A 26,535-nucleotide genomic window follows, 5' to 3' on the forward strand; every position below is an offset into this window, starting at 1 on the left:
AATAATTAGATGATAGAGAATGTTTGAAGGATCGACTACGCAACAAAACAGTAACCTAGACGATGAATAAAGGTAAACAAAAAATAGGTAAAGTATTTATGTAAAGCAGAATTTCCTTATTAATCGTAAGGAAATTCTGCTTTTTTCTATGTAGGACAGTTTATATTCATTTATTGGTTACCCATAGCGTGCTAAAAGACTTGGCCATATGGTCATAATCATTTCTTCATTTCATAATCAACAGTTCTTATATTTAGCGAATACTATATCTTTTTTCTCATTTCTAACATATTGATTATATTTTTTTGGAACTTACATTTCTATAATGGAACTTAACCAATTAATCTAATATAAGGAATGATTAATTGAACCATAAAATGAAAAGGCTTTCAATAAAGAAAGGATATTATTTTGATAAAAATAGTTTCCAAGTAAAGATGATAGTTATTTAGTTGATTAAGACTTACTTGTTTTTGATAAGTTTAAGTGATTCCTTACTAAAGGAGGTGATAAAGGCAAAAAATAAAACTGTATTAAAAGTTCCAATTTACATCAAGAAATACATAATAAAAAAATCTTTGGAAGCATGTTACAAGGAGGAAAGACATGAAAAACGTATTTAAGGTATTATTAAGTTTCATTTTATTGCTCTCATTTATACAGCATGATGTTCTTTCAACAGTAACAGCAACAGAAACTAAAGAAAGCCCACCCTCTCAACCAATCGCATTAACGGCTGAGCCGCATGACAGTCAGCAGGTTGAGTTAAATTGGATTCCAGGAGTAGGAAAAGATATATTGTTTGTTGGTACAGGTAATCTAGCAGATGAAATGACAATGGACCATTTTGAATCACTTGGATTCTCAATCACTTTTATAGAGGATAAAGAAGTAAGTGGAGAAGATGCGGCATCCTATGATTTAGTATTTGTTGGTGAATCATCGAACTCATCTAATATAGGTAATAAATTTATCGATTCTTCTGTTCCTATTGTTTATGCAGAGCCATTTGCACTTGATGATGTTTACTTGTCTGAAACCACTTCTGGATCATTTGGAAGCTATGAAGATCAAGACTCACTAGAAATCCAAGCTAGTGATCATCCTTTAGCTGCTGGATTAAGTGGCTCCATCAAAGTGTATGATCAAGCAGGAAAAATTAATTACGGTACCCCTGGTGAAGAAGCGATCACTATTGCTACAGCTTCAGATGATGATAGCAAAGCAACCATCTTTGCCTATGAAGAAGGTGCAGAAAATGTAAATGGAGATCCTGTCCCTGCTCGCCAAGTAGCCACGTTTTTATTCGCTGGTCAAGAAGAATATATGACGGAAGAAGGCTGGCAATTACTTGATCAATCCGTTATGTGGGCGTTAGGTATGGATGATAAGGATTATAATGAAACCTATACGATAAAGCGAAGTACTGAAGACGGAGGACCATATGAAGTTGTTGCAACAGATGTAACAGAAACCAGTTATATCGACAGCGGTTTAACGAATCATACGACGTATTATTATGTGATTTCTGCTGTAAATGCTGAAGGTGAAAGTGAAAATTCAGAACAAATCAGTGTTACACCAATTGAAATTCCAGATCCACCACCAGCACCGACAGATTTGACGGCTATTGAAAGGAATAGTCAGGTTGATTTAAGTTGGAATGCCGGCGACCGCAAACGGATCTTATTTGTTGGGACAGGTATTCCAGCTGATGAGAAAACAATCCATCACTTAGAGTCACTAGGTTTTGACGTATCATTTATCAAAGATAATGAAGTTACTGGTGAAGATGCACTTTCCTATGACTTAGTGTTTGTTGGTGAATCCTCAGGGTCTGCCTATATCGGCAAAAAATTCATAGATTCACCAGTTCCTGTTGTATATGCTGAGCCTTATGCATTAGATGATGTTTATTTAAGTGAAGTAGATTCAGGGTTATTTGGAAGCTATGAGAATCAGGATTCTATTTCTATTGATGATAGTGATCATCCATTATCTGCAGGATTAAGTGATACAATTAAAGTTTATAATGAGGCAGGAAAAATTAATTATGGTACTCCTAGTGAAGAGGCAATTACCATTGCTACCACTGCAGATGATGATAGTAAAGCAACCATTTTTGCTTATGAAAAAGGAGCCAAAAACGTAATTGGAGATCCAGTCCCTGCTCGTCAAGTAGCGACATTTTTATTCGCAGGACAAGAAGATGTGATGACGGAAGAAGGTTGGAAGTTGATTGATGCCTCTGTAAAATGGGCACTCAGCATCGAGGATGAGTACAGTTACAAAGAAACCTATCATGTAAAACGTAGTACAACAAAAGAAGGTCCTTATGAAACAATCGCTAAAAACATGGAAAAAACGACATTCCGTGATACAGGCCTAGAAAACGGCACACGCTATTATTATGTTATCTCAGCGGAAAACATTGGTGGAGAAGGTAATCCTTCAGATGAAGTAAGTGCTTTACCTGTAGCACCATTACAAGTTCCAACTGGTTTGTCCGTTAGTAATGGAAATGAAGAGGTAACAATTAGTTGGGAACCAGTCAATGAGGCCACCACTTACCAGGTTCTACGTAGTAAAGAAAAGGGAATAGGCTATGAAGTGGTTGAAAGTGATGTGACAGAAACGGAATACACAGATACTGGCTTAACAAATGGTGATAGGTATTATTATGTTGTATCTGCTAAGAACGAAGCATCTCAAAGTGCTAACTCCGATCCTATAAGCGCAGTTGCTGTTCCAGAGAATGGAGCTCCCGCTATTCCAATAGGATTAGAAGCAACTGCTGGTAATGGACAGGTAGTCTTAACTTGGCCATCTGTTAGCGGAGCCGATACCTATAACATAAAGCGTGGTTCATTTGATAGTGGTGAATATGAAGTCATTGCTACGGATGTGCCGCTGACAAGTTATCAAGATGCAGAGGTAACGAATGGTGAGACCTATGATTATGTTGTTTCCGCTGTCAATGAGAATGGCGAAAGTTTCGATTCTGAACCGTTAGCTGTTACTCCTGCAAAAGTGGCAGTTGTAGCAAAAGAGGGGGGAGACTATAAAACGGTGCAAGAAGCGATTGATGCCGCACCAGATAATAGTTCTAAACGTCATGTTATCTACATTAAAGATGGCGAGTATCGCGAGAAACTGACGATACCTGAGAGTAAAACAAACCTTAGTTTTGTAGGGGAAAGTAAAGAAGGCACTGTCCTTGTGTATGATGATAATGCCAACACAATTGGACCTGATGGTAATCCATTAGGCACATCAAAGAGTTCAAGCATTTTCATTTATGCTGATGATTTTATTGCAAAAAATTTAACCATCCAAAATGATTCAGGTCAAGGTACAGGACAAGCGGTAGCTGCTTATGTTGCAGGCGATCGGGCATACTTTGAGAACGTCATGTTTTTAGGTTACCAAGATACTTTGTATACCCATTCTGGAAACCAGTATTATAAAGATTGTTATATTGAAGGTGATGTGGATTTCATCTTTGGTGGTGCGACAGCGGTTTTTGATAACTGCCAAATTCACAGTAAGCGTGATGGGAGTATGTTAACAGCTGCAAGTACACCGCAAGAGAATCCGTTTGGCTATGTCTTTTTAAATTCTAAAATTACCTCAGATGAAGGAATAGAAGACGTGCGCTTTGGTAGACCTTGGCGTCCATACGCAGCAGTTTCCTTTATCAATACAGAAATGGATGACTCGATTGCTCCTGATGGTTGGGATAACTGGGGCGACCAGGCGAACGAGGAAACAGCAAGATATTCCGAATACAATAGTACAGGTCCAGGGGCAAATCCACAAATGCGTGATTCTTGGACAAAGCAATTAACACCGGAAGAAGTAAATCAATATACGGTTCAAAATGTGTTGAAAAATTCAGATGGCTGGAATCCAACTAGAGTTGGAATTATCCCATTTTCAGCTTTATCAGCACCAGTTATATCACTTGATCAGCAAGAAGCAATTGTAAATAAGTCCAGTTTTACTATTTCGGGTAAAGTAGACAAAGAAGCTACTGTTTATGTAAATGAAAAGGAAATTGAGATAGAAGAAGACTTAAGTTTCAGTGTAACAGTTGAACTAGAGCCAGGACTCAATACCTTTACTTTGGAGGCGGTTGATTCAGATGGTAATCAGGCGGTACCTACTATCTTAAAAATTGAATACGATCACGAGAAGCCTGTTATAACAGTTGATGATATTGAAGGAGAGGAAAAAGGGAATCACTATAACGTGATCTATAATCCTTTTCCGATTTCAGTTAAGCTTAATGAAGCAGGAAGTGTAAAGATTAATGGTGAGGAAGTAACACTATCGGATGATTTTACATTTAGCTCAGAGATAGAACTTGAACCTGGATTAAATAAAGTCAATATTTCGGCTGTCGATCTTGCTGGAAATGAATCCGATCCTGTAACGCTCAAGCTTGTTCCAAAAGGGAGTTCCGTTCCGAGCGGCCCCATAAAAATCTTGCAAAGTGAAGTTATAAGCTCCAATACGGTGGAAATTACATTTAATAGTAAGCTTAAAGAATTTGATGCTAATGATATTGAATTGCAGTCAGCAACAAACGATTGGGCCGATCTTAACCCTGGTCTTCAACCAAACATAACTGTAGAAAATATATCAACAAGAGTTAATAAACAAAAACAAACAGTAGCAGTGTTTGAAACGAAGGAGTCATTTAATGAAGATGGAACGATAAATAAACCAATAAATGAAGATCCACATAACATTCCATATTTAAATGCCTCTTATTACAGCGGTGATAGAGCTAATGATATAGAGCAAGCTGATGCATTATTATCTTGGCAAATGAACCATGGTGGATGGTATAAAAACATGGAAGATAAATATAATCGTCCGTGGGATGGTAAAGAGCCTAAATCAGATATGTATCATCCTGAACATGGGGAATTAGGTGTTATCGATAATAATGCAACGACAAACGAAATTCTTTTTTTAGCTCTTATGTATAACGAAACTGGTGATGCCCGCTACAAAGAGTCTGTTTTAAAAGGAATTAACTATTTACTTGAAGCTCAATATGATACCGGTGGCTGGCCACAAGTATATCCTGCAAGGGGCAACTATTCTGATTATGCAACGTTTAATGATAATGCGATGATTCGTGTTATGAATGTGTTAACCATGGTGTCACAAAAGAAGTATCCTTTTAATACAGATATCGTTACGAAAGAACTTGCAGCACAGATAGACGTGTCTCTAAATCTTGGCGTAGATTACATTTTAAAATCTCAAATTTCAGTAGACGGTGAATTAACGGCATGGTGTGCACAACATGATCCATTAACGTATGAACCGAAAGGAGCTCGTTCCTATGAACATCCATCTATTTCAGGTTCTGAGTCAGTAGGAATTGTGCAGTACCTTATGTCTTTACCTAACCCTTCAGAAGAAGTGCAGGCCGCAATTGATGGAGCTTTATCCTGGTTTGAAGAGGCTAAAATTGAAGGAATGAAATACGTATCAGCTGATCCTGAAGGTCAATATTTCTACTCTGATCCAACAACCAATACTTGGTACCGCTTCTATGAAATTGGCACGAATCGCCCAATTTTCTCTGGAAGAGATGGTATTATCAAGCATACAATTCAAGAAATTGAACAGGAACGAAGAGATGGTTACCGTTGGGCAGGAGATTGGCCACAAAAATTACTGGACATAGCGAATTCAACAGGTTATTACGAAAACCGATCCTATGTAAAAGTAGTTGGTGAAAATTCACAAAATGCTGCAGGAGAAACATTCAAAAAAGGGAGTTTGCACAGAGTCGAAGCTACTAAGCAATAACCATAATATTACCCAGTTATTTATCTAACGCTTTATATAGCCTTAGCCCAAAACGGGCTAAGGCTATATTAAATTGTGGATGCATTCTAGACTTTAAGTCCCGAGCGATGAATAACAGTCACTTGATAGTCCAGACCTCTTATTAAAAACGAGGAGCTTTCAACAGTGTTCTTGGTTTTACTAAATATCTTTATTGTTCATAAAGAAAAGCGTCGTTAGTTTCTTCATCAGCTATTGTTTGTACAGGATTTTGTACTGTGTTTGCTGGCTGCGTATTATTTTGGTTTTGATTTGTTAGTATATTTTGTACTGGTTGCGTAAACTGCTGTACTTGTGGATTGTTTAGTGCGTTGTTAATGGTTTCAGGTAATCGCTGAAAAGTTCCGTTTTGTACACCTCTCGTTATACCATAAATGGCTGCACCAGCGGCCCCCACTGCTAATACTCTGTTCATTAAACCCATATCATCATTCCTTTAATAAGATTTGGAACAGTTTTATTTTTATTTAAATTTTAATTTTTATGCGGTAATTTAATTTCCAATTGTTAATCTTAAAGTTGCGTTATAAGTACAGATAAATAAGTTTTAGAAGATGTAATAATATTGAAGAAATAGGGGAATATAATACATAGTATATCTCTATTATTGTAAAAAGTCTTACTATCGGCCATGTTATGTGCTTTCAATTTACTTTAAATCAGTTTCATCGTACATACCTCGCTAATTATCCCCCACAGCTTTTTAGGGCGCATTTAATATTAATCAATGACCTTTTTGCGAAAATATAGTTATTCGTGAAACCTTCATGTAATAATATCCGTACATAAGATTACAAGAAAAGAATATTAAACTGTAACAAAGTGAGAAATTCACATATGAAAAAAAGGAGGAAATACATATGAACCAAAAACGCTGGATTGCTTTGGTTGTTGCTGTGGGGCTATTTTTGGCTTCGATAGGCTTTCAGTTCTTCTCAAGCATGGCAACTGCTGATTTTGAAAACATGCTTAATTTTCAAGATCCGGACGATAACTTTGGTGAAAAGGTAATTGAGAGAGGCTCAGGCAACAATAAAATAGCAGTTCTCCATTTAGATGGGGTAATTCAAGACACGACACCAAGCACGTTGATTAATACGAATTCCTATAACCATCAACGCTTTTTAGAGATGCTAGACAAAGCTGGTGAAGATAATCGTGTGAACGGGATTATCTTACGAGTGAATACACCTGGTGGTGGTGTCGTGGAAAGTGCAGAAATTCATGATAAGATCTTGGAAATTCAAGAGCAATATGAAAAACCAGTCTATGTATCAATGGGCAATACCGCTGCATCAGGTGGCTATTATATTTCAGCGCCAGCTGATAAAATTATTGCACATAATGCGACACTTACTGGTTCGATCGGTGTGATTATGGAAAGCTTTAATTTTGCTGAATTTGCTGATGAACAAGGTATTGATTTTAATACGATCAAAAGTGGTGAATATAAGGATATCATGTCAATGTCTCGTGAAATGACAGATGATGAACGCGAGCTATTACAAACGATGATCGATGATATGTATGCTGAGTTTGTTCAAGTGATCGTGGATGGCAGAGGTATGTCAGAGGACCGTGTTCGTGAATTAGGAGATGGTCGTGTATACACAGGAGCACAAGCACAAGAAGTTGAGCTAGTTGATGAACTTGGTTCGTTAGATGATACGATCGAAATCATGAAAGAAGATCATGATCTGGCAAATGCTCAAGTGATTGAATACGAACCTAGTCTTAATTTTAATCAATGGTTTGGTGGAACTGTTCAAAGCATGTTCGGATCGGAATCTGATTTAATTGGTATTAAAGATTTACTGCGAGAAAATAATGCGCCACGTGCCATGTATCTCTATTCACAATAAGGAGGTGTCGGAATGACTGAAGAACATATGAATTATCCTTCTACGCAATCAACGAAAATTCGATATGCAGGATTTTGGATGCGATTCTGGGCATACCTAGTTGATTTACTTATTGTTTTCAGTATTAACGGCATCTTACTTGTGCCATTTAAATTTATCAACGATGGTTTTACGATGGATATCGGATTTTGGACCGTTACAGGGATTATCAGCTCGATTGTTTTCTATCTCTATTTTTTGTTGATGACCAAGTTCTACAACCAGACATTAGGTAAAATGATTTTTGGTATAAGAGTCATTCGTGAGGATAGCCAATCGCTCAGGTGGAGTGATCTAATCTTTCGCGAAATAATCGGAAGATTCATTCACCGTGTGTTTTTTATCTGCGTCTTTTTGTACCTGTTTGTCGCATTCGGTACACAGAAGCAAGGAATTCATGACATGATTGGGAATACACGGGTTGTGTTTGAGGAATAATCCAGATATTAAAAGTGCCTGTTTACTTATAGCGATTTAGTCGTAATAAGTAACAGGCACTTTCTGTTAAATGATATTTAAGCTTCTTTTCTTATGAAACTTAAAATCAATCCTAGTATTCCACCGACAATTGCAGGAACAATCCATCCTAGTCCTACCGTATATAAAGGAAGTACAGCTGTAAGGAGTTCGTTCACTGTTTGTATCTTTATACCAGCTGCATTCAAGCCATCAAACAAAGCTACAATAAATGTGAAGAAAATACTAACTTGATATACTTCTCTTTTTCCTTTGAAAAGCGGGTTTAAGAATGTTAAAACCATTAAGCACATCGCCAATGGATAAAGCATGGATAATACAGGTATAGAAAATTCTATAATAGTAGTTAAACCGAAATTGGAAACAACTGCACTAAACAATGTGAAAATAATTGCCCATACTTTATAGGATATATTTGGCACAATTTCATTAAAGTAGGATGCGCAGGACGTAATTAGTCCAATACTTGTCGTTAAACATGCAGCCACAACAATAATTCCAAGAATGATCTTCCCGTATGATCCGAAATAGAATGCAGATGATCCCGCTAAAATCGCTCCACCATTATCCATATAGCCAATCTCTGTGGTACTAATTGCCCCAAGATAAGCAAGGGAAGAGTATACAATAGCTAAAAGTGCCGCAGCAATTAGCGCAGCTTTCATCGTAGAAACTAAGAGTTCCTTTTTAGATAGGGCGCCTTGGTCTTTCATGGCATTAATAATGATAATCCCAAATACGAATGCTGCTAGTACATCCATGGTTAAATAACCTTCTTGAAAGCCTTTGAAGAAACTGTTTGTCATGTAAGCATCGGTGGGTTCCTGAATCGTACCAATCGGATTAAGTAAGGCAGCTAAGATTAATACTGCGATAACAATCAACAAGAGCGGTGTTAGTACTTTACCAATAATATCTACAAGCTTTTTTGCCTGAAATGAAAAGTATAATGATAAACCAAAGAAAATAATGGTAAAGCTAGGCAACGCCCAATTATTTGATTGATTCTCTAGAAACGGCATAATCCCGATTTCATAAGCAACAGTATTAGTTCTTGGCAATGCGAACAATGGTCCAATTGTTAAATACAATGCAACGGTAAAAATAAGACCGTACAAAGGATGAATCTGACTTGCGAGTGATTGTAAATTACTTTTACCCGAAATGCCTAATGCTAATACAGCAAGTACAGGCAACCCAACTCCAGTTATGATGAATCCTATGTTGGCAGAAAGTAAATTATCACCAGCAGCTTGACCTAATTGTGCTGGAAAGATTAAATTTCCCGCGCCGAAAAATAGGGCAAACAACATAAACCCTACTGTAACGACACTTAATGAACTTCGTGATGACATATTAAACCTCCGTTATTTAAATCAATAGCTGATAAATGCTAAATATCAGATTATTTCGGCGACATGGTTCGTCAAAATATTTACAGAATATCATGGAATTATCTGAAAAGCAATTTATTTTTAATAGCTGTTCTTCAGTATAGAATAACCGTTCTCGAAATCGGCATTAGATAAGCTATACTAAGAAACAGATTTTATTTTCCAACTTCGATCTCACCCTGTGAACAACATCGATACTAGACTCCCGATTCGCTAGCTGTTGCTCGTATTTCCTTTAAAGAAATTCTAAGGAAAGTGAAGGTGAATTTTGGAATATTATGTTAAGATGATAGTGTCAATGTAAACTGTTAATGGAGGCTAAGTATGATCACGATGGTGAGTATTGTTTTATATCTGATAATTCTTTTTTGTATATCTACACTATTATTCTTTTCTTTGACTTTTGTATTAGGAACGCAAGACCCTATGATTGCATACCTTTTATCAATAATTGCGACTCATTTGGTATTAAATACTTTAGGTGGATTGAGGAAAAGTGAATTTTAGATTTTGATAGTGAGTTGCAAGTAGTTCTTATTGTAGAGGGCTCTTTTATCTATCATTCTACAAACAAGGGAGTGAAGGAAAAAATGAAATATTTAAGAAATTTATATATGGTCATGATGGCCATCGTGCTTGTTAATTTAACAAATGTATATTTGTTAAATGGGGATTATTCAGGCATTGCGAGTTGGATTATAGTCATGCTCTTTCTTTTTGGAACAATCTATTACTGTGTTGCAAGGTTTTATCTAGCTGAGAAATAAAGGTTCGATTAGTTGTATAATCCTACCCCATTTTCCTACATTGGTGATGGTTTTTTTGTTCTGCCATTGTTATTAGTACACGGACAATTTACTATCAACTCCCACCAACATTAAGTTATGAAAGTAGATATAATGATTCAGTAAATACCATATTTATGATTCCTTTTTATCAGTGTTGATAAGTGGAATTGTGCCAAAAGTAATGATAGTATAGTCATAAAAATTTAATCGATATTAAGTTGGTATCTACAGGGGGATAATTATGCAAAAGCGGTGGTTAGAAAGGTTGAGGTTTAAAAATATCAAAATTGAAAGAAAATACGGACTTATTTTAAGTATTTAGCAAAGTTAGCGGAACAATTAAATAGTCTAGTACGACAATTTAAATTATGAATTACGTATGGGAAACCCTTGATTTTCATAAAAAGTTTGATGAGTCCATGTCTAATCGTGTTTGCATATCCAATTATTTGTTAGTATACTAAAAATGGAAACTAAATAATTTAATCATTCGACTAGGGGAGCATGTAGATGCTGAGAGAGAAATTCGACCCTTTGAACCTGATCTAGTTAACACTAGCGTAGGGAAGTGGAATTGGTAGTTATATAGATTGTTTGATTAGTCCGTATATTACTAACCCATCTTCCTTCATTGGTGATGGGTTTTTATTATGCAATCACAAATTTTTCTGGCAACTTTCACGAGTTATCTGGCAACTCTGATGGATTTACTGGCAACTTTCACGAGTTATCTGGCAACTCTGGCTGATTTACTGGCAACTTTCATGACTTCTCTGGCAACTTCTATTCATTAAAAAAGGAGAGTGTAAAAATGACTACATTGTTTACCGATCGTCTATGGAAAAGAGTGGAACCGATTTGGAATTCATATCTAGAACATCCTTTTGTAAAGGGATTAGGTGAGGGCACACTGGAACAGGAAAAGTTTAAGCATTGGCTAAAGCAAGATTATGTTTATCTAATCGATTATGCAAGATTGTTTGCGATTGGGAGTTCAAAAGCAGAAGACTTGGAGAAAATGGCGACTTTTGCCAAGCTATTACATGGTGTTTTAGATGTGGAAATGGATTTACACCGTAACTATGCAGCTGACTTCGGTATTTCAAAAGAGGAGCTTGAAGCATCAGAACCGTCTGCGGTTACTACCGCATATACAAGTTATATGTTGAATTTGTCTCAGCGTGGTGGGGTGGAAAATGTTGTTGCATCGGTACTAGCGTGTGAGTGGAGTTATAATTTTATCGGGAAATCACTGGCAAAATGGCCAGGTGCATTAGACGATAATTTTTACAGCAGCTGGGTAGAAATGTATAGTTCTACTGAATTTACCGAATTAGCGGAAGAAACAAAACAGTTGATGAATCAAATTACAGAAGGAAAACCAGAGCAAGAACTAGCGCGACTCGAAGAAATTGTCGTAAAGACTAGTCAGTTTGAATATATGTTTTGGGATATGGTTGAAAAGAAAGAAGATTGGCCGGTGAAGGCTGAATGAATAGAACATTAATCGATTTAGTAGATGATAGAAAAGATGAATTAAAGCATATTTTAGCTGATCTTATACGTTTTCCTACCGTTAGCCCGCCTGCTAGAAATACATCTGATATTCAAAAGTATATCGCGGATTATCTAGAAAAATTAGGTTTTCACACTGAACGATGGGATGTCTTTCCGAATGATCCTAATCTTGTAGGTATCAAAAAAGGAACAGAGTCTGATACATATAATAGCCTGATTATTAACGGGCATATTGATGTAGCGGAGGTGGGGGATGAATCTAGTTGGACAGTGCCTCCATTCTCTCTTACTGAAAAAGGTAAATATCTGTATGGCCGTGGGGTTTCTGATATGAAGGGGGCTATCGCATGTGCCTTGTTTACGACTAAGCTATTACATGACGAAGGAATTGACTTAAAAGGCGATTTGCAGTTGCAGACGGTAATTGGTGAGGAAGTCGGTGAAGCGGGAACACTTTCTTGTATTGAAAAAGGATATGATGCTGACTTTGCGTTAGTTATTGATGGAAGTAATCGTGAAATCCATGGTCAAGGTGGGGTGATCACAGGTTGGATTACCGTTAAAAGTAAATGTGTTTATCATGATGCAATGCGTGCGGAATTAAATGAAACAGGCGAGGGTGCCAGTACGATTGAGAAAATGACAAAAGTCATCGAAAGCCTTCGTAATTTAGAAAAGAAATGGGCGGAGACAAAGGAGTACCCTGGCTTTAAAAAAGGTACAACTACTATTAATCCGGCTGTTATAGAAGGTGGACGTCATGCAGCTTTTGTTGCGGATGAATGTCGCCTTTGGATTACGGTTCATTTTTATCCTAATGAAGATTATCGCATTGTTTCGCAAGAAGTAGAGGAATATCTCCATCAAACACTTAAAGACGATTTATGGTTTGAGGAAAATCCTCTTCATTTTGAATGGGGTGGAAAGTCCATGATAGAAGATCGCGGTGAGATTTTTCCTTCTGCAGAGATTGATCCAGAGCATCCAGCAATTAAACTTCTCGAAGAGTCACATCAGGATATCGAACAGGAAAAGCCTTTTATTGGTATGTCGAAGACTGTGACAGATGCTGGGTGGTTTAGTGATGCAGGTATACCAACCGCGATTTATGGTCCTGGTACATTACATGAAGCACATTCTGTTGATGAAAAAATAGAACTAGAAGAGCTGATTCAATTCACGAAGACATTGTTAACGTTTATTCCGGTTTGGTGTAATACCAAGAAACATTTGGAATACTAAAAAAGTAGATGTCAACTTATAATGGAATATATATAAAATCCCTGCTTAACATGGAAGTTTACGAATGATAAGCAGGGATTTCTTATTCCAATTTAGTATTCTGTCAACTGGATAAATGTTTCATCATCATAGATAGGGGCAAATAAAGGATCAGAGTATGCGATATCTTTATAATCTTCATCTATTCGTATAGACTGGTCTAATTCCTCTAAACCTTGTTCAATTTCTCCTTGCTGTACAAGAGCTACACTTTTTCCGTAATATCCAATTCCGTCATTTGGGAATTGCTCGATAATACTGTTATAGAGTTCTTCCGCTTCTGTAAAATTACCCGAATATGTAAGCATCAATCCTTTATAATCTAAAGCGGCTAATGATTGCTCAGATTCTACCTGAATAATCTTGTCTAAATAAGGTAGCGTAGCATTATAATCTTCTAGTAAATCGTAAGAGTAAACAAGATACCATAACCCGTCAGTATCATCTGGATATGTTTCTATGTATTTTTCTAGATAAGGAATGGCTTCTTCATATTCGGTCAGATAGTATAATGAAACACCTTTCCCATATAAAGCATAGGGGGCACTATCATCTATTTCTAAAGCTTTATCGTAATATTCTAGAGCTCTTTGATCTCTTTCTAGTAAGGAATGAGCATTTCCCATATTGATAAACTGCTCAGGTTCTTGATCACTAAGGTCAATCGCTTTTTGTGCAGCAACAATCGCTTGTTCATACTCCCCCAATTCGTTTAGTGCTACTGATTTGTTATTGTAAGCACTATCCAATGTATCATCGTTTCCTTGTTCAATCGCTATGTTTAATGTGTTTAATGCGTCTTCAGATCGTTCCATTAAATTTAGAACATGCCCTTTTTCATTAAGTAAATATGGATCTTCGGGATATTTCTCTAATCGTTCATTAATATCAGCTAATGCTGCTTCATATTGTTCATTTTCATACCAATCATCATATTTTTGCCTAGAAAATTCAGGATCTGTACCACTTAGAAGACTGCAGCCTGAAAGAATAACAAGTAAAAACATAAATAAAGGCAAAATTATTTTATTCATTCTATCACTTCCTTGTATATTAATTTTTATTCAATTATCTAGAAATTGAAAATGCATCCTCTATATTGTAAGGGAAATTCTTTCATCGAAAAAGTAGCTGATTTTTATCGAGAGTAACCAAATAAGGGATTAAATGTCCGCCTACATCGAAAAACGGGTGTGATTCCCCCGAATAACGCACTATATGTCCGACAAATTCCAAATTGCTACATTTCTAAGTGTCCGCTCTGCGCTTTGCTCCCTAATCATAAAAATTCATATATGTTTTTTCTTGTTTGTAGTAAGCCAATCTGTCCTGTAAAGTACCTGTATGAAACTCAAACTTATGTCCGTCAGGGTCAGTGAAGTAAATAGATTTCTTATCCCGTTTATCTCTTGGACGACCTGGCAATATATTAACACTCAAATCTTGTAGTTTCTTGTACATTTTATCAAAATCTTCTTCTGCAATTGAAAAGGCAATATGTGTGTATGACTCATGTATTTCCTTGCGTGGTATATCTTTTTCTACATTTAAAGCAAGCCACATACCATTCGAATCAAAATAAGCAGTGTTTCTTCCTCGGACTAATAATTTCGCGTTAAATACTTTTTGATAGAAATCAATTGAATTCTCTAAGTCTGAAACAGAAAACAAAAAATGATTTAGTCCTTTTATCGACACGTTTATCACCTCAACTAGATTATAATAATTTTTTGTTGATATCTCCACCGTGTTTTAATATGATGTTCCCGACATACGCATAAATCTTCTCCCGTCTCATATAAATGAACTAATCATAAAAGACGGGAGGAATGTTGATGTCAAAGGCAACTGAGGTTGAAGAGTATTCTAAACTATCGGAAGAAATGTTAAAGAAATACTATGATTTAAACTTTCAGAAAAAAGAGTTAGAGAAAGAAATGAATCAGATTAAAAAACAAATCCACCACTGCTTAGATGAACAGTTTGGAAAACAACAAAAAGCTGAAGTACAACTAGGAAAATATAAGGCACAGCGCATCATTCGCTCTTCTGTTCATTACGATCAAGAAAAGACAGTACAAAAGTTGGAAGAATTAAATTTAGAAGACTTTATCTTACAAGTAAAACAACCAGATACAGACAAACTAGAAGCAGCAATGAAGATAGATTTAGTCAATGAAGAAGAATTCCGAGATTGTAAAAGGAATAAGTTGTCTCAAGCTATTACAGTGAACGAATTGAGCATATAGCTATGATAAAGTTTGGATTTCAATAATCCAAACTTTTTTATAGCTAACAATATTCACTTTTTAAGTAAATGCATGATTTTACATTGCAAGTCAGCTGGTAAAGGTTGCTTTAATCCTTCCTCGAAAACGCTCGGGTGCTTAATACCTGTCGCTTTTAAATAATTCTCTATTAAAACTGCTTTTTCCTTCTTTCCTGGTATCAACCAGTACAACATGTACCAATCTTCTAGTGCGCATAACGGAATATCGACACCATTTAATTGTTTGTATTCGACAATGGATTGTTTTGTGAAGGATAATTGATAATTCCCTTCCTGATGTTGAATGGCAAATCCAGCCATTATATCTAAGTCAATGTTATTAACATGAAATTTATTAAAATATTTTGTTCGAAATGGTTCAGTCTGAATAACTTCTTTTTCAGTACCAATTAATGATAGTATTCGATTAATTTGTGTTGTATTATCTAGGTCAACCAAAATATCTATGTCATTAGGTTTATCGATTAATTGATGGAAACGAAGCAGAAGTGATCCACCAACTCCCCAAGTAATATTCTGATTATTAAATCTGTTACCTATAAAGGATAAAGTTTCTAACATCTTCCTTCTCCTATTTTACATTTTTAATTCAACATTATCATAATATTCCAAAGGATAGTAGACATGTTTACTAATAAAGATGATCATTAGCGGGAAATTTTCTATTGTTATCTAAAGAAAAATGTGACATATTATTGACTTGACTTTATATTCCATATAAGTTATTATTACGTTATACGATATATCGCATTACGTAATAAGGAGGGTGAGTAATGAAATGAAAAAAAATAGGTTTTCAGAACCTTCGTTGCTTATTTTGATAAGCCTTGCTGAACAAAATCGCCACGGTTATGCCATTATGGAGGATATTGAACAGAATTATGCTATTAAATTAGGACCAGGTACGTTGTATGGTGCAATCTCACGTTTAGAGAAAGCTGGATATATACGTGTTCTTGAATCAGAAAACCGAAAAAAGCCTTATACAATGACGGAAGCAGGGCGGATATATTTAAGTGAACAAATTAAAGAAATGCAAAAAATAACTACACTTGGGTTAAAAAGGCTTGGTTTAGTATGAAGTGGTTCATCTATTTGTACCCAAAAAAGTGGAGAAAGCGATATGGAGATGAGTTATTTGAACTGTTAAATCAAACCGATTGCTCCATCAAAGTAGTCATTGACTTACTCTTAGGCATAATAGATGCTTGGAAAATAGAATTGCATGAAAAAGAGATCTTAGGTTTTCGACTGAGTCAGATTTTACTTCTAGTTAGTTCAATCAATGTCTATATCATTTATAGATGGATATCATTAAGGGAGGTTATTTTCTTGGAACAAGCTGCGTTAATCATTGCTATGTTAGCTTTTCTCTTATCAGTTTCGGTTTTTATCGTGAGTATTTTTCAGGAAGGAATCAAAAAAGCTTTTTCAGCTAATTCAAAATTAGCTAAAATATCAGTAGGTCTATTTGGAGTTTATGCGCTTAGTTTCACCGCATTTTTAGTGCTAGCCAATTAACCAAATGGTATAGGGGCATCCTTTTTGCTAAAATGGATGTTCCTTATGTTTTTTGTGATATCTTTTGAAAAAGTGAAGCAAAGGACTCCTATTGTATAGGTGTAATACTGCTTACAGCATTAATTACTATTAACATTAAACTTTTGCATAGCGGCAGCAAGAGATAAATAATTTTATGGACAAGCGTATCAATCAAGTAAGCATTTGTTATCCAAATAAGAAAGGAGTGATACGATGAAAGAGATAATTAATTTAATTGAGAAATTTGAACAGTTTAACAGTTCGGTGAATGCATTAGAAAAAGTAGATGAGGATCTTTTCTTTACACCAATTAATGAAGGAAAATGGACACCGGCAGAAATTATTAGTCATATTACGTACTGGGATCGTTACATATTAGAGGAATTAATGCCTCAAATGAGGAAAGGCGCTAAGCTTGAAAGTGTAGCTTTTGATGTGATTAATCAACCGGCTTCCGAGTATGCTTTATCTGGCGTTACGAAAACACAATTGATCCAAGAACAGATCGAAGCTAGAAATCATTTGGTAGAAGCGCTTAAAGAAAAATCAGAGCAAGAATTTTTTGACACATTTGTTTTAAATGGGGAAGAAATTGACCGATATTCTGGCTATCCACACTCACTTTTTAACTACATTAGTGCCTTTGTCTGGCATGATAACCATCATAAAGAACAAATAGAGACATTTTTAAATAAGAATCAGAACTCATAATAAGCTGCCTGTCACTTTAGCGACATAAATCGTTTCAAGTGACAGGCATATTCTTATTTGCTAAAAATATAAGTATTTATAAAGTCGTTACGGAATTTACCTTTTGGATCATAGTGCTCTAGCAATTGCTGAAAGTCCGGCAGTTTTTCATAGAGCGGTTGTACTTGTTCTTTCGTCATGGTAAATAATTTACCCCAATGCGGACGAGCATGATATGGTGTAAGCTTTTCTTCAATTTGTGGTAACACCTTTTGTACAGATTCCCAGTCATCTTTCCATGTTAAATGAATGCCGATCGAATCTTGTTGATAGCATGGGCTCATCCATAATTCATCTTTGGCAATGCTTCGTATTTCACAAACATGTAATAATGGTGCGATTTGTTTGCGTATTTTATTTATTTCCGTTAGTGCTTTATATGCATACTGTCTTGGAATGATATACTCTGATTGCAATTCATCTCCACTGCTAGGTGTGAAATCGATACGGAAATGTGGCAGTCTATCGTACCACGGCCCTGGAATCCCCATTTGTTCGGTACAATTAATAGCCTCGATTCCCGCGATAGGATGGCAATGGTCTGTTGCTGGCTTCGCACCATATAAATCAGTATATGATTGTGGTTCATTCACTTCGGTATGTAGCTGTTTTAACCAAACTTGATTGATCGTATCACTTTGCCAATTAGTAAATAAACTAACACTGTATGCGCTTGAGAAAATGTCATCAAAATGGTGTTCTAATTGTGCTAAAGGTAACTGTTCGAAGACATATTGGCTGATTTGAAAGGCAGGAATGATATCTAACGTCATCTTTGTTACAATCCCTATTCCCCCAAGACCAACTACAGCCCCTTTTAATTGTTCTTCATTGTCCTCTCGAGAAAATTGGGCTAATTCACCGTCAGCAGTAACAACTTCCATGGCATGAACGGAGTCAGATAAACAGCTGTTTTGGTCACCTGAACCGTGTGTAGCTGTTGCACATGCACCGACAACAGAAATGTGCGGTAAAGACGCCATATTCTCTAATGCAAAGCCATTGTCTTGAAGGAAACGGCTTAGGTCACTATAGATAATTCCACCTTCAACCGTAACCGTTTGGTTAGCTTGGTCTAAAGCTATTATTTTATTCATTTTTTGTAAGGACACCATATTTTCACTAGAATCTGCAATTCCATTAAATGAGTGGCGAGAACCAACTACTCGTAATTTATCACATTGTCTGACAAGTTGTTGAAGTTGGTTAACGCTTTCAGGTTCATGCCAATTTGCCGCGCTATATGTATAATTACCAGCCCAGTTCTTTTGTTCATTCATATGATTAACGCTCCTTTACATGGTCATTTTTTTATTTATTTTATCATACAATTCAACTTATAAGGACGAATTCGCTCATTTTGTTTGATTTCTTGTCCGTACCCTAAACCAAAAATTTTAAAATGATATTTAAAATATTCAGAAAATATTATATAATTTCTAAATATGCATCTAAGAGGGGGAGTAACATGAAAGGTTTAGAGAAAATTAGTAGTTTTGTAGGGAATACATTTGCGATTTGGGTTGTACTATTTGCGGTCTTATCATTTCTTATACCTTCAGGATTCACGTGGTTGGCAGCCTATATCACACCATTATTAGGTATTATTATGTTTGGAATGGGACTTACACTAACTGCTAATGATTTTAAAGAAGCGTTCAAACGTCCGAAAGAGGTGGCAATCGGAGTAGCTGGTCAGTTCTTGATCATGCCATTACTTGCTTTTGCGCTCGTCACTATTTTACCTGTTTCTAAAGAGGTGGCAGTCGGTGTTATCTTAGTAGGCTGTTGTCCTGGTGGTACCTCTTCAAATGTTATGACGTACTTATCAAAAGGCGATACAGCATTATCGGTCTCGATTACTGCAGTTTCTACGATTCTGGCACCATTTCTAACACCAGCACTAATTTATCTATTTGCTAGTCAGTGGTTAGAAGTATCTGCAGGGTCTTTATTCGTATCTATTGTGCAAATTGTTTTAGTGCCGATCTTGTTAGGTTTATTAGTTAAGGCGTTGCTGAAAGATAACGTGGAAGCAGGAGTAAAGGCGATTCCATTAGTATCAGTAATTGGTATTGTAGCAATTGTTACAGCAGTAGTAAGTGTTAACCAGGAACAAATTGCAGCGACTGGGTTATTCATTTTCTTAATAGTGGTGCTTCATAACGGACTAGGCTATCTGGTTGGCTACGGGCTAGGAAAAGTAATGAAGATGGAACCTAAGCAACAAAAAGCTGTTTCCATTGAAGTGGGCATGCAAAATTCAGGATTGGGTGCCACACTTGCAGCTGCACACTTTAATCCATTATCAGCTGTGCCAAGTGCGATATTTAGTGTATGGCATAATATTTCTGGACCTATTGTTGCAACTATTTATCGGAAACTACAGGAGAAAGAGGATCAAAAGAATATAGATGCTTAAAGTAGAAGGAAAGGTTAGATGCTTAGGTGGACGTTAGTTCATAAGGTCTGGCCTTTTTTCATATCATCAGATAGCGTAAATTGTTAGATACAATCTCATTATTCGTACTCAATTACATCATAGATAGAGAAAGGATGAACAGATATGGCAAAAATAGAAAACATGGCAAGTAATGGTGGTTATATAATAGATGTAAAGACCACTACTAAAACGATTTATATGAAGATAGTAGGTACTTTTACATCAGACCAAGCGGAACAATTTCATCTAGACTATCGTAAACAAATAAGCATCATTTCAACCATTGATTATATTTTAGAAGTAGATTGTAGAGATATGAAGGTTATCAATCAGGATATGATACCAAAATTAATCCGATCTTATGAACTATATAAAGAATCAAACTATAAAAAAATCGTATTCTTAGTTAATGATAATAAAGCCATCCAAGTGCAGCTAAACCAAGTTGCTCAATCTATCGATCTACCTAACTATCAAATAATTAGAGCATAATTAGCCAAATGAAAAGAGCCAAAACATAAATTTTGGCCCTTTCGCTATTGAATTTGATTAAAGTTTATCCAAAAAGGGGATTGAAAAATATTAGTTTTTCAAATTCACTCTTAGAGCATTCGCCATAATTTTAGGTAAGTCTGTATTATCATAGAACCCGACAAACTTTTCAGATTGTGGACCATATGCATAAACAGGGATATCTGCTCCAGTATGATTAGTACTTGTCCAACCAATACCTGCATGATCACTTACTACTCTATTAATAGCAAGTACTGCATCACTAGCATCTTGAATCGATTGCACTTCATCTTCTGTAATAGTTAAATTTGTATATTCTTCAACTATTTCTTTTGTGTTGGAGCGATCTTCATTTAATTGGGTAGCAATGAAGTCTCCGGTCGCTGTTACCTGATTCAAAATGTCAGCATTCAATCCTGCGTACGCACCAGATCCTGTTGTCATACCACCAGTATCATGGTCTCCAGCAACAATCACTAGTGTCTTACCATCTTGTTCAGCAAAATCAATGGCAGCTTCAACCGCGTCTTCAAATGCCGCTACATCAGACATAGCCCAGGCAGCATCGTTGGCATGTCCAGCCCAGTCAATTTGGCTTCCTTCTACCATAAGGAAAAATCCGTCCTTATCTTGCTCTAAAACTTCGATGGATACTTCTGTCATTTCTGCTAAACTTGGCTCTACTGTTTGATCACGGTGTAATTCAGGGGAAAGCGCTTCTTCAGCAAAAAGTCCAAGCAATTTTTCTCCTTCTTCAACATCGATGTCTGTACTATCTAGTAATTCATCTCTTGTTTCTGTATACGTAAAACCACTTTCTTGAGCTTCTTCAATTAAATTTAATTCCTCTTGATTGCCACCTTCAGTTTCTGGTAGGAACATATTTTGACCGCCACCTAGAAGAACATCAACTTCACCAGAGATATACTGTCTGGCAATCTCTGTTTGATTATTTCGACTTTCTACATTTGTAGCAAAAGATGCAGGTGTGGCATGTGTGATCGTGGATGTAGCTACTAATCCAGATGATTTACCAGCTTCTTCAGATGCATCTAAGATGGTTGTCAGTTCATTTCCCTCTGGATCAAGACCGATTACACCATTGTTTGTTTTTACGCCACTAGCCATTGCTGTACCAGCTGCCGCTGAATCCGTGACATCAGCGTTTGCCGAATTCGTTGTAAACATTCCTTTTAGATGTTCGTCCCAAACAGCATCTTCACCTTTGTAGACACGGTAATTGGAAGCATAATCTCCACTAAATCCGTCTGGAATCATGTAAATGATATTATCGATTTTCTTTCCACCATATCCATTACCTTTTCCTTTTCCTGGTGATTCAGGCTTGTCCGCAAAAACCGGAACACTCACAGCAGACAAAACTAGACCTGTACTAAGAGCTACAGCACCAATCTTTTTAAACATTCTCTACCAACTCCTTCATAATTTTGCTTACAGTTACAAGATACTAGATGAATATTGATAGACTATTAATGAATGGTAAACGTTAGGTGAAAAAAATACAGGCTTAACATCCATGATTATTTACCTTGATCCATAATAATTTGATGACTCTCCTTCTTCTTTACTAGTCAACTATTATGATTTCCCGTTATTCATCTGGTATGGAGAGAATGAATATCAGAAAATTCCATTATTATATGATATTCATGATGAAAGGGTTAACTATCAAGGTTATATAGAACATTTATACTAAGTAAAAAGTTGTGCATATGTTTTGCGATTAAACTTTTTATACTGTAAAATGTCTTATTGTGAGTAGAATGATGATACCTGTCAGAATAAAAAAAGGATAAGTGACGTAGGTAATAATTCCTCTTGCTATTTGAAGTGAACAAAATTTATCAATGTGAGATTCGCTTAGATTCTCCAGCTAAACATCCAAAAAGAAGGGAAGAGGCATACATGGCAACAATAGAAAACATGACAGATAATGGTGGTTATGTTATTGATGTTAAGACCACAAGTAAAACCGTTTATATGAATGTAGTGGGGACTTTTACACCAGATCAAGCGGACAAATTCCATCAAGATTATGAAAAGCAGATAGGCTCTATATCTACTATTGACTATGTGTTACAAGTAGATTGCAAGGATATGAAGGTAATCAATCAAGAAATGACACCAAAATTAACCCAATCTTTTAAATTATATAAGAAATCTGGTTTTAAAAAAGTTGAATTCTTAATCACTAATAATGTAGTGATTAAAATGCAGTTGAACCGTATTGCTAAAACGGTTGATTTACCAAACTATGAAATAATTGATGCATAAAATAAAGCGAAAAGCCTTTTAAATGGGTTTTTCGCGTTATTTTTATCATCATAAAAAAAGACTGAAAGGATAGATCATATGCATAATATATCAATAAAGGAAGTTGCTATTTATCATCCTGAGAATGTCGTTACTAATCAGCCATACATCGAACATTTCAAACGAAAAGGAAGAGATATTACTTCTTTTTTGGGGAAAATGGGAAAAGAAAATCGATATATCCTTGATAATAAAGAAGAAAACACATTAACAATGGCTATCGAAGCCGCAAAAAGTGCGCTTGAAAAATCCGATCTGAAAGGCGAAGATATCGATTATATTGTTTTTTCTTCTCAAGTTCCTGAATATACTTTTCCGAGCAATGCAATGTTTCTACATAAAGCGATTGAAGCAAATAGACATACGATTAGTCTGGACACCAATGCAAACTGTGCAGGAATGGTAGTATCTGTTGAACAGACCTGTCGTTATATGATGGCAAACCCAAACATTCATCGCGCGTTAGTTGTAGGTTCTGATCATTTATCATTGCTTGCGAATCCTGAAGAGGAAATTACTTATGCTACATATGGAGATGCTGCTAGTGCGGTGATTTTAGAAAAAACTGAGGAACAAACAGGATTTATCGATGCAATCTATACGATTGATACGCGTAATATAGATAAAATTATTTTTCCTGAAAAAGGATTGAAACACTTCCATCAACAAGGTCCAAAACAAAAATATATTCATTTTGAGCCGTTTGATGCAAGTTATGGACCGGAAATTATGATTGAACAAATGGAGCATATTTTAAAAAAGAATCAACTGGATATTTCTGATATCTCTTCCGTTTGTATATCGCAATTTGCCTTCAGTGATAAGTTTAAACTGCAAGAACACTTTAATATGGATGATGAACAAGTAATATTAGTAGGTAATAACTACGGTTATACCGGAACAAGCAGTCCATTCATTGCATTTTATGAAGGTTTAAAACAGGGGAATATAAAAAGAGGAGATTATCTGCTTTTTTGGACTGTTGGAGCAGGACATCAGTTTATAACGATGTTGTTCCAATATTGAGAAGTACATGGTCGCCTCGTAAACTACCAAGGACATAACCCTTATCGACGGAAATTGACTTTATGTAGAAGTATAATTATTAACCTTTTTTTACAAAATAAAAAAGGTTTAGTTATGGTACATAAAGTATTTATATGTGAAGGGAAGTGTTCAATATGGTTCCATCGATCAAGCCTGTAATTGGAATTACGAGTTCTATTGTCAGTCACAATAACATTCCCAGTTATAATCTGCATGAGAAGCATATTCAGTCCGTAATTCAAGCAGGCGGTGTTCCTATTATTATTCCAACTGGTCCAGAAGTGATTGCAGAAGTATGGGTCAGCATTTGCAATGGCATTATACTTAGCAGTGGAGAAGATATCGATCCCAATTCGTTTAGAGCACATCCATCTCCCAAAATCCAAAACACCAATAAAAAACGGGACCTTACCGAAATAGAATTAGTGAAATACGCACAAAAACAAAGTAAACCGATTTTAGGACTTTGCAGGGGTTTAACCATGTTAAATGTTGCATTAGGAGGCACAGTCATGCAAGATATCGAAACTAGTAATCCTAATGCAATCAACCATAACCAGCAAGCGGCAAGACCGGAGCCTACCCATTATGTTCAAATCGATAAGACGAGTAGGTTATATCAAATTCTTGGTAGTTCAAGTATCCAAGTAAACAGCATCCATCACCAGGCGATTGATCAGCTTGCAACAAATCTGAAAAAAGTAGCGATTGCTCCAGATGGTATCATTGAAGCGGTTGAAGGAGTCGATAAAACTTCCCCAATGATAATGGGCATCCAGTGGCATCCCGAGGAGATGACGAGTGAAGACGCAACAATGCAAGGGATATTTGATGCTTTTGTAAAAGCATGCAAAAATTAAGCATAATGTGAGGGGGAATCTATATTGTCTTCGTCAAAAGAAGGGTCTTATGTCTGGTATGCAAGCTATGGATCTAATTTAAGCAGGGATAGGTTTTTATGTTATATCAGAGGTGGACACCCTAAAGGTTCAGAAAAAAGAGAGGTAGGGTGTAGAGATACATCCCTTCCAATCGCTGAAGGAACACATATCATGCCATATCCGCTTTACTTTGCAAAAGAATCAAGACGCTGGCAAAAACAAGGGGTAGCTTTTATCGGATTGAGTAAAGATGAACAGTTTCATACATACAGTAGAAAATATTTAATAACAGAAGAGCAATTTATGGATGTAGTTAAACAGGAAAATAACGGAGCGGAGTTACATATCGATTTAGATGAGGTGATAGAGAGTGGATACAAGACATTACGAGATTCATGGTATGGAACGATCTTGTTTTTAGGTGAAGAAGATGGTTATCCCATCGTCACTTTCACTGCGGATTGGAATTTAGATGTCCCTTTTCATACACCATCTAAAGAATATTTAAGCATGATCATTCACGGTTTAAAAACAACATTATCGCTAGAGAATAAAGAAATTTTAGATTATTTGATTACGAAACCAGGGATAGATGGTCATTATACGACAGCAAGTCTTGAAAAGATAATGGAAGAAGTGTAAAAAATGCGATTGTCCGGGATTCCCGGACTTTTATATTGTCTTTGTCAGCCTAAAAGTTGATAGTATTTTAAAAAAGTTGAAGTAAATCCTCCAAAGTTGATAATTATTCTTAGAAGTAAATAACGCATTTACGAGAATTTTTGTTTTTTACGGAAAATTATATACATAAATGTTCCCTAAGAGGAAAATATATACTTGAATTTAAAATACAGGAGGTTACTATAGTGCAAAATCAAAACCAAAATCAGATGCAAAACAATGCGCAAATGCCACAAAATATGGCGAACCAAGGGACTAGTCATAATCATGGTGCACATGAAATGATGGATTCCCATGAATTAATTGGTGGCTTAATCGGGATGATGGAGCAGTATCAATTGTATGATCAACATATTCAAGATCAGGAATTAAAAGGTATCCTGCAGCGCCAAACTTCGTTTCTTACGCAAATGTATAACACAATCGTAGAAAGCTTCCAAACTGGTCAAGATCCACAAGTACCAACACAACAGTATAAGATGCAACAAAACAACGAGGTTACTTACGGCACTCAGGCTGGGCAACCAAAAAAACCAAAGCAGTCTGTTAATGAGTTTACGGATGAATGTTTCTCCTCTTTTATGTTAGGTCATACTAAATCAATGGCTTCTGGGCTGACCATGGCAGCAGTAGAGATGAACAATCCGGTATTGCGTCGCATTATTGCAGATAGTGTGCCGAACATGATCGAAATGAGCTATGAACTGTTCCTATATCAAAACAAACATGGTTATTATCAACTACCGAAACTAGACGCTCAAGATATGAATAATATGCTGCAAGCTTATACAAAAGCTCCTCAACAAGGTATGCACTAAGTAAAA

Annotated in this window: 24 protein-coding genes and 1 riboswitch; of the genes, 17 read left to right on the top strand and 7 right to left on the bottom strand. The window is 36.1% G+C overall.

Features of this window, described 5'->3' with window-relative positions:
* The first annotated feature begins 606 nt into the window (after positions 1–606).
* Positions 607–5,832: a pectate lyase gene (gene pelA / locus J5J03_RS08730; RefSeq protein ID WP_208588726.1), complete on the top strand. Its 5,226-nt coding sequence runs from the start codon at positions 607–609 to the stop codon at positions 5,830–5,832.
* A 190-nt stretch (positions 5,833–6,022) separates the two neighbouring features.
* Here pelA and J5J03_RS08735 read toward each other — a convergent pair whose 3' ends face one another.
* Entirely contained in the window at positions 6,023–6,295 is a 273-nt protein-coding gene (locus tag J5J03_RS08735) for a hypothetical protein (protein WP_208588727.1), read from the bottom strand.
* 436 nt (positions 6,296–6,731) lie between these two features.
* Between J5J03_RS08735 and sppA the strand changes: the two genes are divergently transcribed.
* Both sppA and J5J03_RS08745 read left to right on the top strand, forming a co-directional pair.
* The gene (gene sppA, locus J5J03_RS08740) at positions 6,732–7,733 is read left to right on the top strand and encodes a signal peptide peptidase SppA (RefSeq protein ID WP_208588733.1); all 1,002 of its coding nucleotides are present in this window, start codon (positions 6,732–6,734) and stop codon (positions 7,731–7,733) included.
* Positions 7,734–7,745: 12 nt separating this feature from the next.
* A complete protein-coding gene (locus J5J03_RS08745; protein WP_208588735.1) occupies positions 7,746–8,210 on the top strand; it encodes an RDD family protein in 465 nt (154 codons plus the stop codon).
* A gap of 77 nt (positions 8,211–8,287) precedes the next feature.
* Here J5J03_RS08745 and brnQ read toward each other — a convergent pair whose 3' ends face one another.
* Positions 8,288–9,604, bottom strand: a complete 1,317-nt coding sequence (gene brnQ / locus J5J03_RS08750) for a branched-chain amino acid transport system II carrier protein (RefSeq protein ID WP_208588738.1) — start codon at positions 9,602–9,604, stop codon at positions 8,288–8,290.
* A gap of 629 nt (positions 9,605–10,233) precedes the next feature.
* Here brnQ and J5J03_RS08755 point away from each other — a divergent pair.
* The 3 genes from J5J03_RS08755 to J5J03_RS08765 all read left to right on the top strand — a co-directional run bounded on the left by J5J03_RS08755 (position 10,234) and on the right by J5J03_RS08765 (position 13,191).
* Positions 10,234–10,410: a hypothetical protein gene (locus J5J03_RS08755; protein WP_208588739.1), complete on the top strand. Its 177-nt coding sequence runs from the start codon at positions 10,234–10,236 to the stop codon at positions 10,408–10,410.
* Positions 10,411–10,917: 507 nt separating this feature from the next.
* A riboswitch (TPP riboswitch) is annotated at positions 10,918–11,015 on the top strand.
* A gap of 227 nt (positions 11,016–11,242) precedes the next feature.
* The gene (tenA, locus tag J5J03_RS08760) at positions 11,243–11,926 is read left to right on the top strand and encodes a thiaminase II (protein ID WP_208588742.1); all 684 of its coding nucleotides are present in this window, start codon (positions 11,243–11,245) and stop codon (positions 11,924–11,926) included.
* Positions 11,923–13,191, top strand: coding sequence for an acetylornithine deacetylase (locus tag J5J03_RS08765; RefSeq protein WP_208588743.1), 1,269 nt, complete (start codon positions 11,923–11,925; stop codon positions 13,189–13,191). The genes tenA and J5J03_RS08765 overlap by 4 nt, the downstream gene beginning before the upstream one ends.
* A 92-nt stretch (positions 13,192–13,283) precedes the next feature.
* Here J5J03_RS08765 and J5J03_RS08770 read toward each other — a convergent pair whose 3' ends face one another.
* Together J5J03_RS08770 and fosM are read right to left on the bottom strand one after the other, a co-directional pair.
* Positions 13,284–14,264 (bottom strand): tetratricopeptide repeat protein, encoded by a 981-nt coding sequence (locus tag J5J03_RS08770; RefSeq protein ID WP_208588752.1) that lies wholly within the window; start codon positions 14,262–14,264, stop codon positions 13,284–13,286.
* A 241-nt stretch (positions 14,265–14,505) separates the two neighbouring features.
* Positions 14,506–14,928, bottom strand: a complete 423-nt coding sequence (gene fosM / locus J5J03_RS08775) for a FosM family fosfomycin resistance protein (protein WP_208588754.1) — start codon at positions 14,926–14,928, stop codon at positions 14,506–14,508.
* 137 nt (positions 14,929–15,065) lie between these two features.
* Here fosM and J5J03_RS08780 point away from each other — a divergent pair, with 137 nt between their 5' ends.
* The gene (locus tag J5J03_RS08780; protein WP_208588755.1) at positions 15,066–15,479 is read left to right on the top strand and encodes a hypothetical protein; all 414 of its coding nucleotides are present in this window, start codon (positions 15,066–15,068) and stop codon (positions 15,477–15,479) included.
* Positions 15,480–15,532: 53 nt separating this feature from the next.
* On the opposite strand, the gene J5J03_RS08785 is transcribed toward J5J03_RS08780, so the two are convergent.
* Positions 15,533–16,081 (bottom strand): nucleotidyltransferase domain-containing protein, encoded by a 549-nt coding sequence (locus tag J5J03_RS08785; RefSeq protein ID WP_208588756.1) that lies wholly within the window; start codon positions 16,079–16,081, stop codon positions 15,533–15,535.
* Between the two features lie 217 nt (positions 16,082–16,298).
* Between J5J03_RS08785 and J5J03_RS08790 the strand changes: the two genes are divergently transcribed.
* From J5J03_RS08790 to J5J03_RS08800, 3 genes are all read left to right on the top strand, one after another.
* Positions 16,299–16,601 carry a PadR family transcriptional regulator gene (locus J5J03_RS08790; RefSeq protein WP_208588757.1) on the top strand — a complete coding sequence of 101 codons (303 nt, stop codon included), beginning with the start codon at positions 16,299–16,301 and terminating at the stop codon, positions 16,599–16,601.
* Complete coding sequence (locus tag J5J03_RS08795; protein WP_208588758.1) at positions 16,598–17,041, top strand: hypothetical protein; 444 nt, start codon at positions 16,598–16,600, stop codon at positions 17,039–17,041. Before J5J03_RS08790 ends, J5J03_RS08795 begins: the two co-directional genes overlap by 4 nt.
* A gap of 234 nt (positions 17,042–17,275) precedes the next feature.
* Positions 17,276–17,773, top strand: a complete 498-nt coding sequence (locus tag J5J03_RS08800; protein WP_208588759.1) for a DinB family protein — start codon at positions 17,276–17,278, stop codon at positions 17,771–17,773.
* A gap of 53 nt (positions 17,774–17,826) precedes the next feature.
* Here J5J03_RS08800 and J5J03_RS08805 read toward each other — a convergent pair whose 3' ends face one another.
* Positions 17,827–19,092 (bottom strand): FAD-binding protein, encoded by a 1,266-nt coding sequence (locus J5J03_RS08805; protein ID WP_208588765.1) that lies wholly within the window; start codon positions 19,090–19,092, stop codon positions 17,827–17,829.
* A gap of 188 nt (positions 19,093–19,280) precedes the next feature.
* On the opposite strand from J5J03_RS08805, the gene J5J03_RS08810 reads away from it, so the two are divergent.
* Both J5J03_RS08810 and J5J03_RS08815 read left to right on the top strand, forming a co-directional pair.
* Positions 19,281–20,234, top strand: coding sequence for a bile acid:sodium symporter family protein (locus tag J5J03_RS08810; RefSeq protein ID WP_208588767.1), 954 nt, complete (start codon positions 19,281–19,283; stop codon positions 20,232–20,234).
* Between the two features lie 144 nt (positions 20,235–20,378).
* Positions 20,379–20,747: a hypothetical protein gene (locus J5J03_RS08815; RefSeq protein ID WP_208588769.1), complete on the top strand. Its 369-nt coding sequence runs from the start codon at positions 20,379–20,381 to the stop codon at positions 20,745–20,747.
* A 90-nt stretch (positions 20,748–20,837) separates the two neighbouring features.
* Here J5J03_RS08815 and J5J03_RS08820 read toward each other — a convergent pair whose 3' ends face one another.
* Complete coding sequence (locus J5J03_RS08820) at positions 20,838–22,193, bottom strand: alkaline phosphatase (RefSeq protein ID WP_208588771.1); 1,356 nt, start codon at positions 22,191–22,193, stop codon at positions 20,838–20,840.
* Between the two features lie 501 nt (positions 22,194–22,694).
* On the opposite strand from J5J03_RS08820, the gene J5J03_RS08825 reads away from it, so the two are divergent.
* The 5 genes from J5J03_RS08825 to J5J03_RS08845 all read left to right on the top strand — a co-directional run bounded on the left by J5J03_RS08825 (position 22,695) and on the right by J5J03_RS08845 (position 26,529).
* On the top strand, positions 22,695–23,063 hold the full coding sequence (locus J5J03_RS08825) for a hypothetical protein (protein ID WP_208588773.1): 369 nt from the start codon (positions 22,695–22,697) through the stop codon (positions 23,061–23,063).
* Between the two features lie 78 nt (positions 23,064–23,141).
* On the top strand, positions 23,142–24,128 hold the full coding sequence (locus J5J03_RS08830) for a 3-oxoacyl-ACP synthase III family protein (protein WP_208588774.1): 987 nt from the start codon (positions 23,142–23,144) through the stop codon (positions 24,126–24,128).
* A 155-nt stretch (positions 24,129–24,283) separates the two neighbouring features.
* Complete coding sequence (locus J5J03_RS08835) at positions 24,284–25,009, top strand: gamma-glutamyl-gamma-aminobutyrate hydrolase family protein (protein ID WP_208588775.1); 726 nt, start codon at positions 24,284–24,286, stop codon at positions 25,007–25,009.
* Positions 25,010–25,033: 24 nt separating this feature from the next.
* On the top strand, positions 25,034–25,672 hold the full coding sequence (locus tag J5J03_RS08840; protein ID WP_208588776.1) for a hypothetical protein: 639 nt from the start codon (positions 25,034–25,036) through the stop codon (positions 25,670–25,672).
* Positions 25,673–25,896: 224 nt separating this feature from the next.
* On the top strand, positions 25,897–26,529 hold the full coding sequence (locus J5J03_RS08845) for a spore coat protein (protein WP_407927827.1): 633 nt from the start codon (positions 25,897–25,899) through the stop codon (positions 26,527–26,529).
* Positions 26,530–26,535 lie beyond the last annotated feature (6 nt).

This window comes from Gracilibacillus suaedae (assembly GCF_017599345.1).
GTDB classification, from domain to species: domain Bacteria; phylum Bacillota; class Bacilli; order Bacillales; family Amphibacillaceae; genus Gracilibacillus; species Gracilibacillus suaedae.